Annotated in this window: 12 protein-coding genes; all 12 read left to right on the plus strand. The window is 41.3% G+C overall.

Going from position 1 to position 15,454, the window contains the following annotated elements; translation table 11 throughout:
* Position 1 precedes the first annotated feature (1 nt).
* The 12 genes from O3616_RS04210 (at position 2) to O3616_RS04265 (ending at position 15,445) form a co-directional block, all read left to right on the plus strand.
* Positions 2–1,033, plus strand: coding sequence for a 3-deoxy-7-phosphoheptulonate synthase (locus tag O3616_RS04210; RefSeq protein ID WP_371638175.1), 1,032 nt, complete (start codon positions 2–4; stop codon positions 1,031–1,033).
* A 44-nt stretch (positions 1,034–1,077) separates the two neighbouring features.
* A complete protein-coding gene (gene acpS / locus O3616_RS04215) occupies positions 1,078–1,440 on the plus strand; it encodes a holo-ACP synthase (RefSeq protein WP_371638176.1) in 363 nt (120 codons plus the stop codon).
* Complete coding sequence (gene alr, locus O3616_RS04220; RefSeq protein ID WP_371638177.1) at positions 1,430–2,533, plus strand: alanine racemase; 1,104 nt, start codon at positions 1,430–1,432, stop codon at positions 2,531–2,533. Before acpS ends, alr begins: the two co-directional genes overlap by 11 nt.
* Positions 2,524–4,566, plus strand: a complete 2,043-nt coding sequence (gene recG, locus O3616_RS04225) for an ATP-dependent DNA helicase RecG (protein ID WP_371638241.1) — start codon at positions 2,524–2,526, stop codon at positions 4,564–4,566. Before alr ends, recG begins: the two co-directional genes overlap by 10 nt.
* 532 nt (positions 4,567–5,098) lie before the next feature.
* Positions 5,099–6,079, plus strand: coding sequence for an acetylxylan esterase (locus tag O3616_RS04230; RefSeq protein ID WP_371638178.1), 981 nt, complete (start codon positions 5,099–5,101; stop codon positions 6,077–6,079).
* Positions 6,080–6,407: 328 nt separating this feature from the next.
* Positions 6,408–9,818 (plus strand): SIALI-17 repeat-containing surface protein, encoded by a 3,411-nt coding sequence (locus tag O3616_RS04235; protein WP_371638179.1) that lies wholly within the window; start codon positions 6,408–6,410, stop codon positions 9,816–9,818.
* A gap of 254 nt (positions 9,819–10,072) precedes the next feature.
* Positions 10,073–10,771, plus strand: coding sequence for an N-acetylmannosamine-6-phosphate 2-epimerase (locus tag O3616_RS04240; RefSeq protein WP_049487328.1), 699 nt, complete (start codon positions 10,073–10,075; stop codon positions 10,769–10,771).
* Between the two features lie 114 nt (positions 10,772–10,885).
* Positions 10,886–12,214 (plus strand): ABC transporter substrate-binding protein, encoded by a 1,329-nt coding sequence (locus O3616_RS04245; RefSeq protein WP_049492184.1) that lies wholly within the window; start codon positions 10,886–10,888, stop codon positions 12,212–12,214.
* 221 nt (positions 12,215–12,435) lie between these two features.
* A complete protein-coding gene (locus O3616_RS04250; RefSeq protein ID WP_161683542.1) occupies positions 12,436–13,302 on the plus strand; it encodes a carbohydrate ABC transporter permease in 867 nt (288 codons plus the stop codon).
* Positions 13,303–13,317: 15 nt separating this feature from the next.
* On the plus strand, positions 13,318–14,157 hold the full coding sequence (locus O3616_RS04255; protein ID WP_001192119.1) for a carbohydrate ABC transporter permease: 840 nt from the start codon (positions 13,318–13,320) through the stop codon (positions 14,155–14,157).
* A gap of 171 nt (positions 14,158–14,328) precedes the next feature.
* The gene (locus tag O3616_RS04260) at positions 14,329–14,781 is read left to right on the plus strand and encodes a YhcH/YjgK/YiaL family protein (protein WP_268724161.1); all 453 of its coding nucleotides are present in this window, start codon (positions 14,329–14,331) and stop codon (positions 14,779–14,781) included.
* A 19-nt stretch (positions 14,782–14,800) separates the two neighbouring features.
* Positions 14,801–15,445, plus strand: a complete 645-nt coding sequence (locus O3616_RS04265; protein ID WP_261116991.1) for a YesL family protein — start codon at positions 14,801–14,803, stop codon at positions 15,443–15,445.
* Positions 15,446–15,454 lie beyond the last annotated feature (9 nt).

The following is a 15,454-nucleotide window of genomic DNA, read 5'->3' on the forward strand; positions in this document are numbered from 1 at the left end:
GATGGCATTTATTGAAAAAGGTCAAGAAATCGATATTGAAGCAATTAAGGCAGAAACTCAATTGTCTGCGGAAGCCTTGCGACTAAAGGAGCGTCGTGATAGAGAATTGGCAGACATTATTTCAGGAGAAGATGACAGAATTCTTTTGGTGATTGGTCCTTGCTCTTCTGACAATGAAGAGGCTGTCTTGGAATATGCTCGCCGTTTATCAGCCTTGCAAAAGAAGGTGGCGGACAAGATTTTCATGGTCATGCGTGTTTATACAGCTAAACCTCGCACCAACGGAGATGGCTATAAAGGTTTGGTTCACCAACCAGATACCTCTAAGGCTCCAAGCCTGATTAACGGTTTGCAGGCTGTTCGTCAGTTGCACTACCGCGTGATTACAGAGACTGGTTTGACAACGGCAGATGAGATGCTTTATCCGTCAAATCTGGTCTTGGTAGATGATTTGGTCAGCTACCATGCTGTAGGAGCTCGTTCTGTGGAAGACCAAGAGCACCGCTTTGTAGCCTCAGGGATTGATGCACCGGTGGGGATGAAAAATCCAACCTCTGGAAATTTGGGTGTTATGTTTAATGGCATCTATGCTGCTCAAAATAAACAGACCTTCCTCTTTCATGGTCAAGAAGTGGAGACTTCAGGAAATCCCTTGGCCCACGTCATCCTTCGTGGTGCAGTTAATGAATATGGGAAAAATGAGCCTAACTTTTACTATGAAACCCTGCTAAATGCTATTGAGCGCTATGAATCCATGGGACTTGAAAATCCCTTTATCCTCATTGATACCAACCATGATAACTCAGGCAAGCAATATATGGAGCAGATTCGAATTGTTCGCCAGACCTTGCAAAATCGTGATTGGAATGAGAAGATTAAAAAGATAGTTCGAGGCTTTATGATTGAATCTTACCTAGCAGATGGTCGTCAAAACCAACCAGAGGTCTTTGGTTGCTCTATTACGGATCCTTGCCTAGGTTGGGAAAATACAGAGGCCTTGGTAGAAGAGATTTACGCTACCTTGACAAATTAAGTGAAAAGGATGGAGTTGGGGGATCTCAACTCCTTTTGATGAGAATGATAGTTGGACACGGAATTGACATCGAAGAATTGGCTTCGATAGAAAGCGCAGTTACACGACATGAAGGATTTGCTAAGCGCGTGCTGACCGCTAAGGAAATGGAACGGTTTAACAGTCTTAAAGGGCGCAGACAAATCGAATATTTGGCAGGTCGCTGGTCGGCTAAAGAGGCCTTTTCCAAGGCTATGGGAACTGGTATTGGCAAGCTCAGTTTTCATGATTTGGAAGTCTTGAACAATGAACGCGGGGCGCCTTATTTTAGTCGGTCACCATTTTCAGGAAAGATTTGGCTGTCTATCAGCCACACAGATCAGTTTGTGACAGCCAGTGTCATTTTGGAGGAAAATCATGAAAGCTAGTCCACATAGACCAACCAAGGCTCTGATTCATCTGGGAGCTATTCGACAAAATATTCAGCAAATGGGGGCTCATATCCCTCAAGGAACGTTCAAGTGGGCTGTGGTCAAGGCCAATGCCTATGGTCATGGAGCTGTTGCCATTGCGACGGCTATTCAAGATGATGTAGATGGTTTTTGTGTTTCCAATATTGATGAGGCTATTGAACTCAGACATGCTGGACTCGGCAAACGAATCCTTATTTTAGGAGTTTCTGATCTAGAAGCTGTTTCTCTTGCTAAAGAATACGATATCACCTTGACTGTGGCTGGACTGGAGTGGATTCAAGCACTCTTAGTTAAGGAAGCTGATTTAGCTGGTTTGACAGTCCACCTCAAGATTGATTCAGGAATGGGACGGATTGGTTTTAGAGAAGCAAGTGAGGCTGAGCAGGCTCAAGACTTACTCCAACAACACGGTGCTAGTGTTGAAGGGATTTTTACCCACTTTGCTACTGCAGACGAGGAATCAGATGACTACTTTAATGAGCAGTTAGAACGGTTTAAAACTATTTTGGCCAGTATGAAGGAAGCTCCAGAGCTGGTTCATGCTAGTAATTCGGCAACGACCCTTTGGCATGCAGAGACTATTTTCAATGCGGTTCGTATGGGAGATGCCATGTATGGTCTGAATCCTAGCGGAGAGGTTTTGGACTTGCCTTATGACTTGAAACCAGCCTTGACCTTGGAATCTGCTCTGGTTCATGTCAAGACAGTTTCAGCTGGAGCTTGCATGGGCTATGGAGCGACCTATCAGGCAGATAGCGAGCAAGTCATAGCGACGGTGCCAATCGGCTATGCGGATGGTTGGACACGAGATATGCAGAATTTCACGGTCTTGGTAGATGGGCAAGCTTGCCCAATTGTTGGACGAGTTTCTATGGACCAAATCACTATTCGTCTGCCTAAGCTTTATCCTTTAGGAACCAAAGTCACCCTCATTGGTTCTAATGGGGGCAAGGAGATCACAGCTACTCAGGTAGCGACCTACCGTGGAACCATTAACTATGAAGTGGTTTGTCTTCTCAGCGACCGCATTCCGAGAGAATATTATTAAAAAGAAAGGAGTGGAGCATGAATCTACATCAACCCTTGCATGTCTTACCTGGTGTGGGACCAAAGTCAGCAGAAAAATACGCCAAACTAGGAATTGAAAACTTGCAAGACCTCTTGCTCTACTTTCCTTTCCGTTATGAAGACTTCAAAACCAAGCAAGTATTGGAACTAGAGGACGGGGAGAAGGCAGTCCTATCTGGTCAAGTCGTGACTCCTGCCAGTGTCCAGTATTATGGATTCAAGCGCAATCGTCTGCGCTTTAGCCTCAAGCAGGGAGAAGTCGTTTTTGCGGTGAATTTCTTTAACCAGCCCTATCTAGCAGATAAGATAGAGTTGGGAGCAACCCTTGCTGTCTTTGGAAAATGGAACCGAGCCAAGGCTAGTCTGACTGGGATGAAGGTCCTAGCTCAGGTGGAAGATGACCTCCAACCTGTTTATCGCTTGGCTCAGGGAATCAGTCAGGCCAGTCTGGTCAAGGTTATTAAGACGGCCTTTGATCAGGGATTGGACCTCTTGATTGAGGAAAATCTTCCCCAGTCTTTGCTGGACAAATACAAACTCATGTCCCGTTGTCAGGCCGTTCGTGCCATGCATTTCCCCAAGGATTTGGCAGAATACAAGCAGGCCCTTCGCCGTATCAAGTTTGAGGAACTTTTTTATTTCCAAATGCAGTTGCAGACGCTCAAGTCTGAAAATAGAGTTCAGGGAAGCGGTTTGGTTTTGAACTGGTCTCAGAAAAAAGTGACAGAAGTAAAAGAAAGGCTGCCTTTTGCACTGACCCCAGCTCAAGAAAAAAGTTTGCAGGAAATTTTAACCGATATGAAGTCGGACCACCACATGAATCGTCTCCTACAAGGGGATGTGGGGAGCGGAAAAACGGTGGTTGCTGGCTTGGCCATGTTTGCGGCGGTGACAGCTGGCTACCAATCAGCCCTCATGGTACCAACAGAAATCCTTGCAGAGCAACATTTTGAGAGTCTACAGAGTCTCTTCCCAGACTTGAAACTGGCTCTTTTGACAGGTTCCTTGAAAGCTGCAGAAAAGAGAGAAGTCTTGGAGACTATTGCCAAGGGTGAGGCTGATTTGATTATCGGAACTCACGCTCTAATACAGGATGGGGTGGATTATGCTCGTCTGGGCTTGATTATCATCGATGAGCAGCACCGCTTTGGTGTAGGGCAAAGGCGTGTTCTGAGAGAAAAAGGCGACAACCCAGATGTCCTCATGATGACGGCGACTCCCATACCACGAACCTTAGCTATCACAGCCTTTGGAGATATGGATGTTTCCATTATTGACCAGATGCCTGCGGGTCGGAAACCCATTGTGACACGTTGGATTAAGCATGAGCAACTGCCTCAGGTCTTGACTTGGTTAGAGGGGGAAATCCAAAAAGGTTCACAAGCCTATGTCATCTCTCCTTTGATTGAAGAATCAGAAGCTCTGGATTTGAAAAATGCCATTGCATTGTCTGAGGAGCTGACAGCTCATTTTGCTGGCAAGGCTGAGGTTGCTCTGCTACATGGTAAGATGAAGAGTGACGAAAAAGACCAGATTATGCAGGAGTTCAAAGAGAGAAAGACTGATATTTTGGTTTCGACAACGGTTATCGAGGTCGGAGTCAATGTTCCCAATGCGACCGTCATGATTATCATGGATGCCGATCGCTTCGGTCTCAGCCAGCTTCACCAGCTCAGAGGTCGTGTTGGTCGGGGAGATAAGCAGTCATATGCTGTTCTCGTTGCCAATCCCAAGACTGATTCTGGGAAAGACCGCATGCGCATCATGACAGAAACTACCAATGGATTTGTCCTTGCAGAGGAAGATTTGAAAATGCGTGGTTCAGGTGAGATTTTTGGAACCAGACAGTCAGGACTCCCAGAGTTTCAAGTGGCTGATATTATCGAAGATTTTCCAATTTTAGAAGAAGCCAGAAAAGTTGCTAGTTACATTAGTTCGATAGAAGCTTGGCAAGAGGATCCAGAATGGCGCATGATTGCTCTTCATCTGGAAAAGAAAGAACATCTGGATTAAGCTTTCTCTAAGGAAATCTTATACTCAATGAAAATCAAAGAGCAAACTAGGAAGCTAGCCGAAAGCTGTACTTGAGTACGGTAAGGCGACGCTGACGTGGTTTGAATTTGATTTTCGAAGAGTATTAAGCTAGCTTTCAGGTTTGGCCCTTATACTAGAGTCATCAAAAAGAAACGAGGACTCTCACATGACAGTAACGATTAAAGTAAATTACCAAACCACTTTCCAAAAGAAAGAAGCAACAAACTAAGATTGAACAGGAGAAAAAGGGCGGAAATGCTCTTTTTCTTTTCTAAAACTACTTTCAGTCGATAGGTTTGAGGGAAGAGAATCAAGAATCTCTATCTATTTATACTCAATGAAAATCAAAGAGCAAACTAGGAAACTTGCCGCAGGCTGTACTTGAGTACGACAAGGCGACGTTGACGTGGTTTGAATTTGATTTTCGAAGAGTATTACCCTTCTTTCTTGCATTGCTTTCTTAGATATGCTACAGTTGTGATAGCGATTACAAATTTATAAGGAGATTATTATGAAAAATCCAGCTTTGCTAGAAGAAATTAAGACCTATAAAGGCAGGGGTGAGGTGCCAGAAGACTTTGATATTTTCTGGGATGAGGAAGTGAAAAAAGTCTCCACTCTTCCAGCCTACCAGTTGGAGGAGAGAGATTTCCACATTCCTCAAGTCAAGTGCTATGAGTTAACATTTGAAGGAACAAATGAAGGCAAGGTCTATGCACGCGTCGTTCTTCCAAAGAGTGACGAGAAGGTTCCGATAATCTTCCATTTCCATGGTTATATGGGACGTGGCTGGGACTGGACTGATATGTTAGCATTTACTGTAGCTGGCTATGGTGTTGTTTCTATGGATGTCCGAGGTCAATCAGGTTATTCTCAAGACGGTTTACGTTCACCTTTAGGGAATACAGTAAAGGGACATATTATTCGTGGTGCAGTTGAAGGCCGGGAACATCTCTTTTACAAGGATGTTTATCTAGATATTTACCAATTGATTGAAATTATTGCTAGTATGCCTCAGGTAGATGAGGAAAGACTTTCTAGCTATGGTGCCTCTCAAGGTGGTGCTCTAGCCTTGGTTGCGGCAGCGCTCAATCCACGGATTCAGAAAACAGTTGCCATCTATCCCTTCTTGTCAGATTTTAGACGAGTGCTTGAGATTGGCAATACCAGTGAAGCTTATGACGAACTTTTCCGATATTTCAAGTTTCACGATCCCTTCCATGAAACTGAGGAGGAAATCATGGCGACCCTTGCCTATATCGATGTGAAAAATCTTGCCCATCGTATCAAGGGTGAGGTCAAGATGATTACGGGATTGGATGACGATGTTTGCTATCCTATTACCCAGTTTGCGATTTACAACCATCTGACCTGCGATAAGGCCTATCGTATCATGCCTGAGTACGCTCACGAAGCCATGAATGTATTTGTCAATGACCAAGTCTACAACTGGCTATGTGGTAGTGAGATTCCTTTTAAGTATGTAAAATGATGGATGAGAGGGCCCAGTAGCTCTCTTTTTTATTATAAATGTTGAAAGTACTTTTAAAAATATTAAAATATTAAAATATTGCTGAAAGTAAAATCTATTCTATGACAAGCTCGAGATAAACCTATGACTTTATTGTATAATAAAGAAAAAGTCTCTAGGAAAGGAGTGAAAGAGCTACTGTTTGGATTGCAGCTAGCTAAATTTTGAAAGAGAGAAGGATAGGGACTCTCGTTTATTAATTACTTTCTTATGTTTTCCTTTGATGGGGAGTAAAAATTTTAAAACAAAAAGAAAGCGCTTTATTTTTTAAAAATGGAAAGGTAGAAAGATGAATCAGAAGAATTTTGACAGAAAACAAAGATATGGTATTCGTAAATTTGCAGTAGGTGTAGCATCTGTAACCATTGGTGCAGTGGTGTTTGGAGTAAACCCTGTATTGGCAAATGAACAAGGAAACTCAACTGTAACTGCTGCTGAAAATAATAATCAAGGTTTATCAGAATTACCAAAAGAAGCTTCTTCAGGAAATCTTGCTCATTTAGATAGTGAATTAGCTGGAAAATTGGCAACAGCAAAAGACAATGGTGTGGAAGTTGATCAGGATAAGTTGAAGAAAAATGAGACTACTGAAGCAGAGACAACCACTCCAACAAATACACCTGCAGCTGACAATACACCAGCTCCTGCGGATAAACCAGAAGCAGATTCTGCATCGGCAGGAACTAATTACAAGGAGCAAGATAAAGAAGATGAGGGTGTGATTCCTCGAGATTATTATGCTAGAGACATCGCAAATGCAACTCCAGTAGTGGAAAAAGAAGATGTTGAAACAAATTCGAAAAATGGTCAGCGTGTAGACTTAGCCAGTGAATTAAATACATTGAAGAAACTTCAAAATGCGACCATTCATATGGAATTCAAGCCAGATGCAAAAGCTCCATCATTCTATAATCTATTCTCAGTGTCTAGTGATAAGAAAAAAGATGAGTACTTCACAATGGCTGTTCTCAATAATACAGCCTTAATCGAGGGGCGTGATGCTAATGGAGCACAATTTTATGATAAATATACGGATGCTCCATTGAAAATTAAGCCTGGGCAGTGGAATTCGGTTACCTTTACTGTAGAAAGACCGAATGCAGACAATCCAGAAGGAAAAGTTAGACTTTATGTGAACGGTGTTTTATCGCGTACTAGCTTGAAGTCTGGTAAATTTATCAAGGATATGCCAGATATTACACATGCTCAAATTGGTGCAACAAATCGGGCAGGAAATTCAGTTTGGGGAGCAAATCTACAGGTTCGTAATTTAAGTGTCTATGACCGAGTACTGACTCCTGATGAAGTTCAAAAACGTAGCCAATTATTTGAAAGATCTGATTTAGAGCAAAAGCTACCTGAGGGAGCTAAAGTTACTGAAAAACAAGATGTCTTTGAAAGTGGTATGCATAACCAACCAAATAAAGATGGCATCAAGAGTTATCGTATTCCTGCTCTTCTTAAGACAGATAAAGGCACTCTGATTGCTGGTGCAGATGAACGCCGTCTTCATTCAAGTGACTGGGGTGATATCGGCATGGTCGTTAGACGAAGTGAGGATAAGGGGAAGACATGGAGCGACCGAGTAACGATTACAAATTTACGAGACAATCCAAAAGCCTCTGATCCATCAATCGGTTCACCAGTGAACATCGATATGGCTTTGGTTCAAGATCCTGCAACAAAACGAATTTTTTCTATCTATGATATGTTCCCAGAAGGGAAAGGAATCTTTGGAATGGCTGCTCAAAGAGAAGAAGCCTATAAACAAATCGATGGCAAAACTTATCAAATTCTCTATAAAGAAGGCGAAGAAGGTTCCTATACAATACGCGAAAATGGTACAGTTTATACTCCAGATGGGAAAGCAACCGATTATCGTGTTGTTGTAAACCCAGTTAAACCAGCTTATAGCGATAAGGGTGATTTGTATCAAGGGAATCAACTATTAGGAAATATTTATTTCACAAGCAATAAAACATCTCCATTTAGAGTTGCTAAGGATTCTTATCTATGGATGTCTTACAGTGATGATGATGGTAAGACTTGGTCAGCACCTCAGGATATTACCCCAATGGTAAAAGCTGATTGGATGAAATTCTTAGGGGTTGGGCCTGGAACAGGAATTACTCTTCATACCGGACCTCATAAAGGTCGAATCATTGTACCTACTTATACAACTAATCAGACCAACCACTTAAACGGTTCTCAATCATCTCGGATTATCTACTCAGATGACCATGGTAAGACTTGGCATATGGGAGGTGGTGTGAATGACCATCGTACGCTGACTGATGGCACTGTGATTGACTCAAGTACCATGAGTAATTATTATGCTCAAAATACTGAGTCCTCTGTTGTACAATTAAATAATGGAGATCTCAAGCTCTTCATGCGTGGCTTGACAGGGGACCTTCAAGTTGCTACTAGTAAAGATGGTGGAGTAACTTGGGAAAATGATATAAAACGTTATGCGGATGTCAAGGATGTTTACGTTCAATTGGCTGCTATTCATACGATGCATGATGGAAAAGAGTATATTGTTCTTAGTAATGCAGGTGGACCAGGACGTTTCAACGGTTTGGTACACTTAGCCCGTGTCGAAGAAAATGGAGATCTGACTTGGCTTAAGCATAATCCTATTCAAAGTGGTAAGTTTGCCTACAATTCTATTCAAGATCTCGGGAATGGCGAATATGGATTGCTTTATGAGCATGCAGATAACAACCAAAACGAATATACCTTGTCTTATAAGAAATTTAATTGGGATTTCTTAAGCAAGGATATGGTTTCTCCAACCGAAGCAAAAGTTACACATGCAGTTCATATGGGGCAAGGCATTATTGCCATGGAATTTGATTCAGAAGTATTGGTCAATCAAGCACCAACTTTACAACTTGCCAATGGTAAAACAGCTACTTTTATGACGCAGTATGATACGAAGACTCTATTGTTTACAGTAGATCCAGAGGATATTGGTCAAAAAGTTACAGGATTAGTAGAAGGTGCTATCGAAAGTATGCATAATTTGCCTGTTTCAGTAGTGGGGTCAAAGATTACTCATGGTGTAAATGGAAGCGAAGCTGCGACAAATGAAGTTCCAGAATTTACGGGTGGCGTTAATGGTGAAGAAGGAGCAGTAACTGAAGAAGCTCCTGAATATACAGGTCCATTGGCAACAGTGGGAGAAGAACCAGCACCAACAGTAGAAAAACCGGAGTTTACAGGTGGAGTGAATGGAGTAGAAGCTCTTGTAACAGAAATTCCTGAATACACTGGTCCCTTAGCAACAGTGGGAGAAGAGCCAGCACCAACAGTAGAAAAACCGGAATTCAAAGGGGGCGTAAATTCAGTTCTAGCAGCTTCAAATGAGGTTCCGGAATATAGAGGTGGTGCTAACTTTGTCTTGGCAGCTTCAAATGCTCTTCCTGAGTATAAAGGAGGTGTCAATGGAGCTGAGGCAGCAATCCATGAAGTGCCAGAGTACAAGGGAGAAACCAAACCAGTCTTAGCAGCTGCAAACGAACGTCCAGCTAAGAAGTTATCTCTTGGACAAGGTGCTACTTATCAAGCACCAGCGGCTAAACAAAATGAGCTTCCAAATACTGGAAGCAAAGAAAATACAACTTTTATTTCTCTAGGATTAGTGGCAGGTCTCTTATCTGTTTTGACATTTGGGAAGAAACGAAAAGAGGACTAGACTAGGTAATAAATAAAATGAATCTCGCTCATTATAAGTGAGAAAAGAGATAGCCCATTTGAAAGATGGCTATCTCTTTTTATCATTTTATATACTGAGCGAATTGAAAATAAGACAGTGCTGAAACTACTTTCAGAAACTGCTGTTCTATAAAATACTTTTGAAACTGAAATCTATTCTACCACAAAGTATTGAAAGCGCTTTAAAAATAATATATAATGAACCCATAAGAACAAAGAAAAGGAGGAAAGAGGATGCCACAGATTACTAAAGAAGCCTTGATTGCACAAATCAAAGATGGAATCATCGTTTCTTGTCAGGCCCTTCCTCACGAACCGCTCTATACAGAAGCGGGAGGAGTCATTCCCTTGCTGGTCAAAGCGGCTGAGCAAGGTGGAGCAGTCGGTATCCGAGCAAACAGTGTTCGTGATATCAAGGAAATCAAGGAGGTCACAAAACTTCCAATCATTGGGATAATTAAACGAGATTATCCACCGCAAGAGCCTTTCATCACTGCTACGATGAAAGAAGTTGATGAATTGGCAGAACTTGATATAGAGGTAATTGCTCTGGATTGTACCAAGCGTGAACGCTATGATGGTTTAGAGATTCAAGACTTCATTCGTCAGGTTAAGGAGAAATATCCTAACCAGCTCTTGATGGCTGATACAAGTACTTTCGAAGAAGGATTGGCAGCTGTTGAAGCAGGAATTGACTTTGTCGGAACAACTTTATCAGGATACACATCTTACAGTCCAAAAGTGGATGGTCCCGATTTTGAATTAATTAAAAAACTCTGTGATGCCGGTGTAGATGTCATTGCAGAAGGGAAAATTCATACACCAGAACAAGCCAAACAAATCCTTGGATATGGAGTGCGAGGCATCGTTGTTGGTGGCGCTATTACTAGACCAAAAGAGATTACAGAACGCTTCGTTGCTGGTCTTAAATAACACAATCTCAAAAAAGAGGAGAGTGGTGGATGCGTCGGATAAAATGAAAACGTATACAAGTTCAATCTTACTCATTATCCAATATGGATACGCTTATCAATTAGGAGAATACAAATGAAATTTAGAAAACTAGCTTGTACAGTACTTGCGGGTGCTGCGGTTCTTGGCCTTGCTGCATGTGGTAATTCTGGCGGAAGTAAAGATGCTGGGAAATCAGGTAGCGATAGCGGAAAAACAGAAATCACTTGGTGGGCATTCCCAGTCTTCACTCAAGAAAAAACTGGTGACGGTGTTGGAACATATGAAAAATCAATCATCGAAGCGTTTGAAAAAGCAAATCCAGATGTAAAAGTGAAATTGGAAACTATTGACTTCAAGTCAGGTCCTGAAAAAATCACAACAGCTATCGAAGCAGGAACAGCTCCAGACGTACTTTTTGACGCACCAGGACGTATCATCCAATACGGTAAAAATGGTAAATTGGCTGAGTTGAACGACCTCTTCACAGATGAATTCGTCAAAGATGTTAACAACGAAAATATCGTACAAGCAAGTAAAGCTGGAGACAAAGCTTACATGTATCCAATCAGTTCAGCACCATTCTACATGGCTATGAACAAGAAAATGTTGGAAGAAGCTGGAGTTGCAAACCTTGTAAAAGAAGGTTGGACAACTGATGATTTTGAAAAAGTTTTGAAAGCGCTTAAAGATAAAGGGTATACACCAGGTTCATTGTTCAGTTCTGGTCAAGGGGGAGACCAAGGAACACGTGCCTTCATTGCAAACCTTTATGGAGCTTCTGTAACAGATAAAGATGTAACAAAATATACAACTGATGATCCGAAATTCGTCAAAGGTCTTGAAAAAGCAGCTAGCTGGATTAAAGACGGTTTGTTGAACAATGGTTCACAATTTGACGGTGGAGCAGATATCCAAAACTTTGCCAACGGTCAAACATCTTACACAATCCTTTGGGCACCAGCTCAAAACGGTATCCAAGCTAAACTCTTGGAAGCAAGTAAAGTAGAAGTGGTAGAAGTACCATTCCCATCAGATTCAGGTAAACCAGCTCTTGAATACCTTGTAAACGGATTTGCAGTATTCAACAATAAAGACGACAAGAAAGTTGCAGCATCTAAGAAATTCGTTCAATTCATCGCGGATGATAAAGAATGGGGTCCAAAAGACGTTGTTCGTACAGGTGCCTTCCCAGTTCGTACTTCATTTGGCAAACTTTATGAAGACAAACGTATGGAAACAATCAGTGGTTGGACTAAATACTACTCACCATACTACAACACTATCAATGGTTTTGCTGAAATGAGAACACTTTGGTTCCCAATGTTGCAATCTGTATCAAATGGTGACGAAAAACCAGCGGATGCTTTGAAAGCCTTCACTGAAAAAGCTAACGAAACAATTAAAAAAGCTACAAAACAATAAGCACTAAATCAGATTGACTCCTCCCTTTTCCCCGTGCATAGCCTATGTAAGAAAAGGGAGGATTTTGTTTGAAATGTAAGGAACTGTCACGAAATTAAAATGAAGTTCTTACATAAGCGAATCTTAAAAAATTTCATTTTGATTTTAAAACAGTTCAAGAAAGTCAAAAAATTATTCTATTTGAAAGAGAGGTGCCGACTGTGAAAGTCAATAAAATTCGTATGCGGGAAACAGTGATTTCCTACGCTTTCCTAGCACCAGTATTATTCTTCTTTGTCATCTTTGTCTTGGCTCCTATGATTATGGGATTCATTACAAGTTTCTTTAACTACTCAATGACTAAATTTGAGTTTGTAGGCTTGGACAACTACATTCGCATGTTTAAAGACCCTGTCTTTATGAAGTCTTTAATCAATACCGTGATTCTGGTTATTGGATCTGTACCGGTTGTTGTTCTATTCTCACTATTTGTAGCATCTCAGACCTATCATCAAAATGCCATTGCCAGATCCTTCTACCGTTTCGTCTTCTTCCTTCCTGTTGTAACAGGTAGTGTTGCCGTAACAGTTGTTTGGAAATGGATCTATGACCCACTATCAGGGATTCTAAACTTTGTCCTTAAGTCAAGCCACATCATCAGCCAAAACATTTCTTGGTTGGGAGATAAAAACTGGGCTTTGATGGCGATTATGATTATCCTTTTGACTACATCTGTTGGTCAGCCGATTATCCTTTATATCGCTGCCATGGGAAATATTGACAATTCATTGGTAGAAGCAGCGCGTGTTGATGGTGCGACTGAATTGCAAGTGTTCTGGAAGATTAAATGGCCTAGCCTCCTTCCAACAACACTTTATATCGCAATCATTACAACAATCAACTCATTCCAGTGTTTCGCCTTGATTCAGCTTTTGACTTCAGGTGGTCCAAACTACTCAACAAGTACACTGATGTACTACCTTTACGAAAAGGCCTTCCAATTGACAGAATACGGCTATGCAAATACCATCGGTGTCTTCTTGGCAGTCATGATTGCTATCGTAAGCTTTGTTCAATTTAAAGTACTTGGAAACGACGTAGAATACTAAAGAAAGGAGACAGCTATGCAATCTACACAAAAGAAACCTTTAACAGCTTTCACTGTTATTTCAACTATTATCTTGCTCTTGTTGACCGTGCTGTTCATCTTTCCTTTCTACTGGATTTTGACAGGTGCCTTCAAATCACAGCCTGATACTATTATGATTCCGCCACAATGGTTCCCTAAAATGCCAACCATGGAGAACTTCCAACAACTCATGGTGCAAAACCCTGCTATGCAGTGGATGTGGAACTCTGTGTTTATCTCATTGGTAACCATGTTCTTAGTTTGTGCGACCTCTTCTTTAGCAGGTTATGTATTGGCTAAAAAACGTTTCTATGGGCAACGTATTCTATTTGCAATCTTCATTGCAGCCATGGCACTTCCAAAACAAGTTGTCCTTGTACCATTGGTACGTATCGTCAACTTCATGGGAATCCATGATACTCTTTGGGCAGTTATCCTGCCTTTGATTGGATGGCCATTCGGGGTCTTCCTCATGAAACAATTTAGTGAAAATATCCCAACAGAGTTGCTTGAATCAGCTAAAATCGATGGTTGTGGTGAGATTCGTACTTTCTGGAGCGTAGCCTTCCCAATTGTGAAACCAGGATTTGCAGCCCTTGCAATCTTTACCTTCATCAACACTTGGAACGACTACTTCATGCAGTTGGTTATGTTGACTTCACGTAACAACTTGACTATCTCACTCGGTGTTGCGACTATGCAGGCTGAAATGGCAACCAACTATGGTTTGATTATGGCGGGTGCCGCTCTTGCAGCAGTTCCAATCGTAACAGTCTTCTTAGTCTTCCAAAAATCCTTCACTCAAGGTATTACTATGGGAGCTGTTAAAGGTTAAGAAAAGTAAACTGGTGTGTCAAGATGGCGGAAGTAGTCTTGGCATACTATGGAAATATAGAGTTATAAGTGTCTACAAAATGGAGGGTATGCAGTTACTTTATGAAGTTTTGTTAGACACTTATCAACTTAAGAATGATTTTAGTTAACTATCAGAAACGAAGGAAACAGTATGATTTTTGACGATTTGAAAAACATCACCTTTTACAAAGGGATTCATCCCAATCTAGACAAGGCTATCGACTATCTCTACCAGCATCGTAAAGATTCATTTGAATTAGGTAAGTATGAGATTGACGGGGACAAGGTCTTTCTAGTTGTTCAGGAAAATGTCCTCAATCAAGCTAAAAATGATCAATTTGAGCATCATAAAAACTATGCAGATTTGCATTTGCTGGTTGAAGGACATGAATATTCGAGCTACGGATCACGTATCAAAGATGAAGCAGTAGCATTCGACGAAGCGAGTGACATTGGTTTTGTCCATTGTCATGAAAAATACCCACTCTTGTTGGGTTATCACAATTTTGCAATTTTCTTCCCAGGAGAACCACACCAGCCGAATGGCTATGCAGGTATGGAAGAGAAGGTTCGTAAATATCTCTTTAAAATTTTGATTGATTAAAAAATCAGGAGGAGCAAATATGGCACAAAAAGGAGTAAGCCTTATTAAGGCAGCATTTGATACAGATAACTTTCTCATGCGTTTTAGTGAAAAGGTTTTGGATATCGTCACAGCCAATCTTCTTTTTGTCGTTTCTTGTTTGCCCATCGTGACGATTGGAGTGGCTAAAATCAGCCTCTACGAGACCATGTTTGAGATTAAGAAGAGCAGACGAGTGCCTGTCTTTAAAATCTATCTAAGAGCTTTCAAGCAAAATCTGAAACTAGGTCTTCAGTTAGGTTTGCTTGAGTTAGGCATTGTTTTGTTGAGTCTTCTAGACCTCTATCTCTTTTGGGGGCAGACAGCTATGCCTTTCCAAATGGTGAAAGCTATTTGTCTAGGCATTCTTATCTTCCTCACTATCGTGATGCTGGCTAGCTATCCGATCGCTGCGCGCTATGATTTAACTTGGAAAGAAGTGTTACAAAAAGGGCTGATCTTGGCAAGTTTTAACTTTCCTTGGTTCTTCCTCATGTTAGCCATTCTTATCCTCATTGTGATGGTTCTTTATCTGTCAGCTTTCAGTTTACTGTTAGGTGGCTCAGCCTTCCTGCTTTTTGGGTTTGGACTATTGGTCTTTATCCAGACTGGATTGATGGAGAAAATTTTTGCAAAATATCAATAGGATGGCTTG

Origin of the sequence: Streptococcus sp. 27098_8_86 (assembly GCF_041432595.1) — a bacterium.
In the GTDB taxonomy this organism is placed as follows: domain Bacteria; phylum Bacillota; class Bacilli; order Lactobacillales; family Streptococcaceae; genus Streptococcus; species Streptococcus pneumoniae_F.

Excerpts from the sequence above, each read along its gene's own strand:
- O3616_RS04210 (WP_371638175.1), top strand. The coding sequence starts at position 2 with ATGGCATTTATTGAAAAAGGTCAAGAAATCGATATTGAAGCAATTAAG.
- acpS (WP_371638176.1), top strand. The coding sequence starts at position 1,078 with ATGATAGTTGGACACGGAATTGACATCGAAGAATTGGCTTCGATAGAA.
- alr (WP_371638177.1), top strand. The coding sequence starts at position 1,430 with ATGAAAGCTAGTCCACATAGACCAACCAAGGCTCTGATTCATCTGGGA.
- O3616_RS04230 (WP_371638178.1), top strand. The coding sequence starts at position 5,099 with ATGAAAAATCCAGCTTTGCTAGAAGAAATTAAGACCTATAAAGGCAGG.
- O3616_RS04235 (WP_371638179.1), top strand. The coding sequence starts at position 6,408 with ATGAATCAGAAGAATTTTGACAGAAAACAAAGATATGGTATTCGTAAA.
- O3616_RS04240 (WP_049487328.1), top strand. The coding sequence starts at position 10,073 with ATGCCACAGATTACTAAAGAAGCCTTGATTGCACAAATCAAAGATGGA.
- O3616_RS04245 (WP_049492184.1), top strand. The coding sequence starts at position 10,886 with ATGAAATTTAGAAAACTAGCTTGTACAGTACTTGCGGGTGCTGCGGTT.
- O3616_RS04250 (WP_161683542.1), top strand. The coding sequence starts at position 12,436 with ATGCGGGAAACAGTGATTTCCTACGCTTTCCTAGCACCAGTATTATTC.
- O3616_RS04255 (WP_001192119.1), top strand. The coding sequence starts at position 13,318 with ATGCAATCTACACAAAAGAAACCTTTAACAGCTTTCACTGTTATTTCA.
- O3616_RS04260 (WP_268724161.1), top strand. The coding sequence starts at position 14,329 with ATGATTTTTGACGATTTGAAAAACATCACCTTTTACAAAGGGATTCAT.
- O3616_RS04265 (WP_261116991.1), top strand. The coding sequence starts at position 14,801 with ATGGCACAAAAAGGAGTAAGCCTTATTAAGGCAGCATTTGATACAGAT.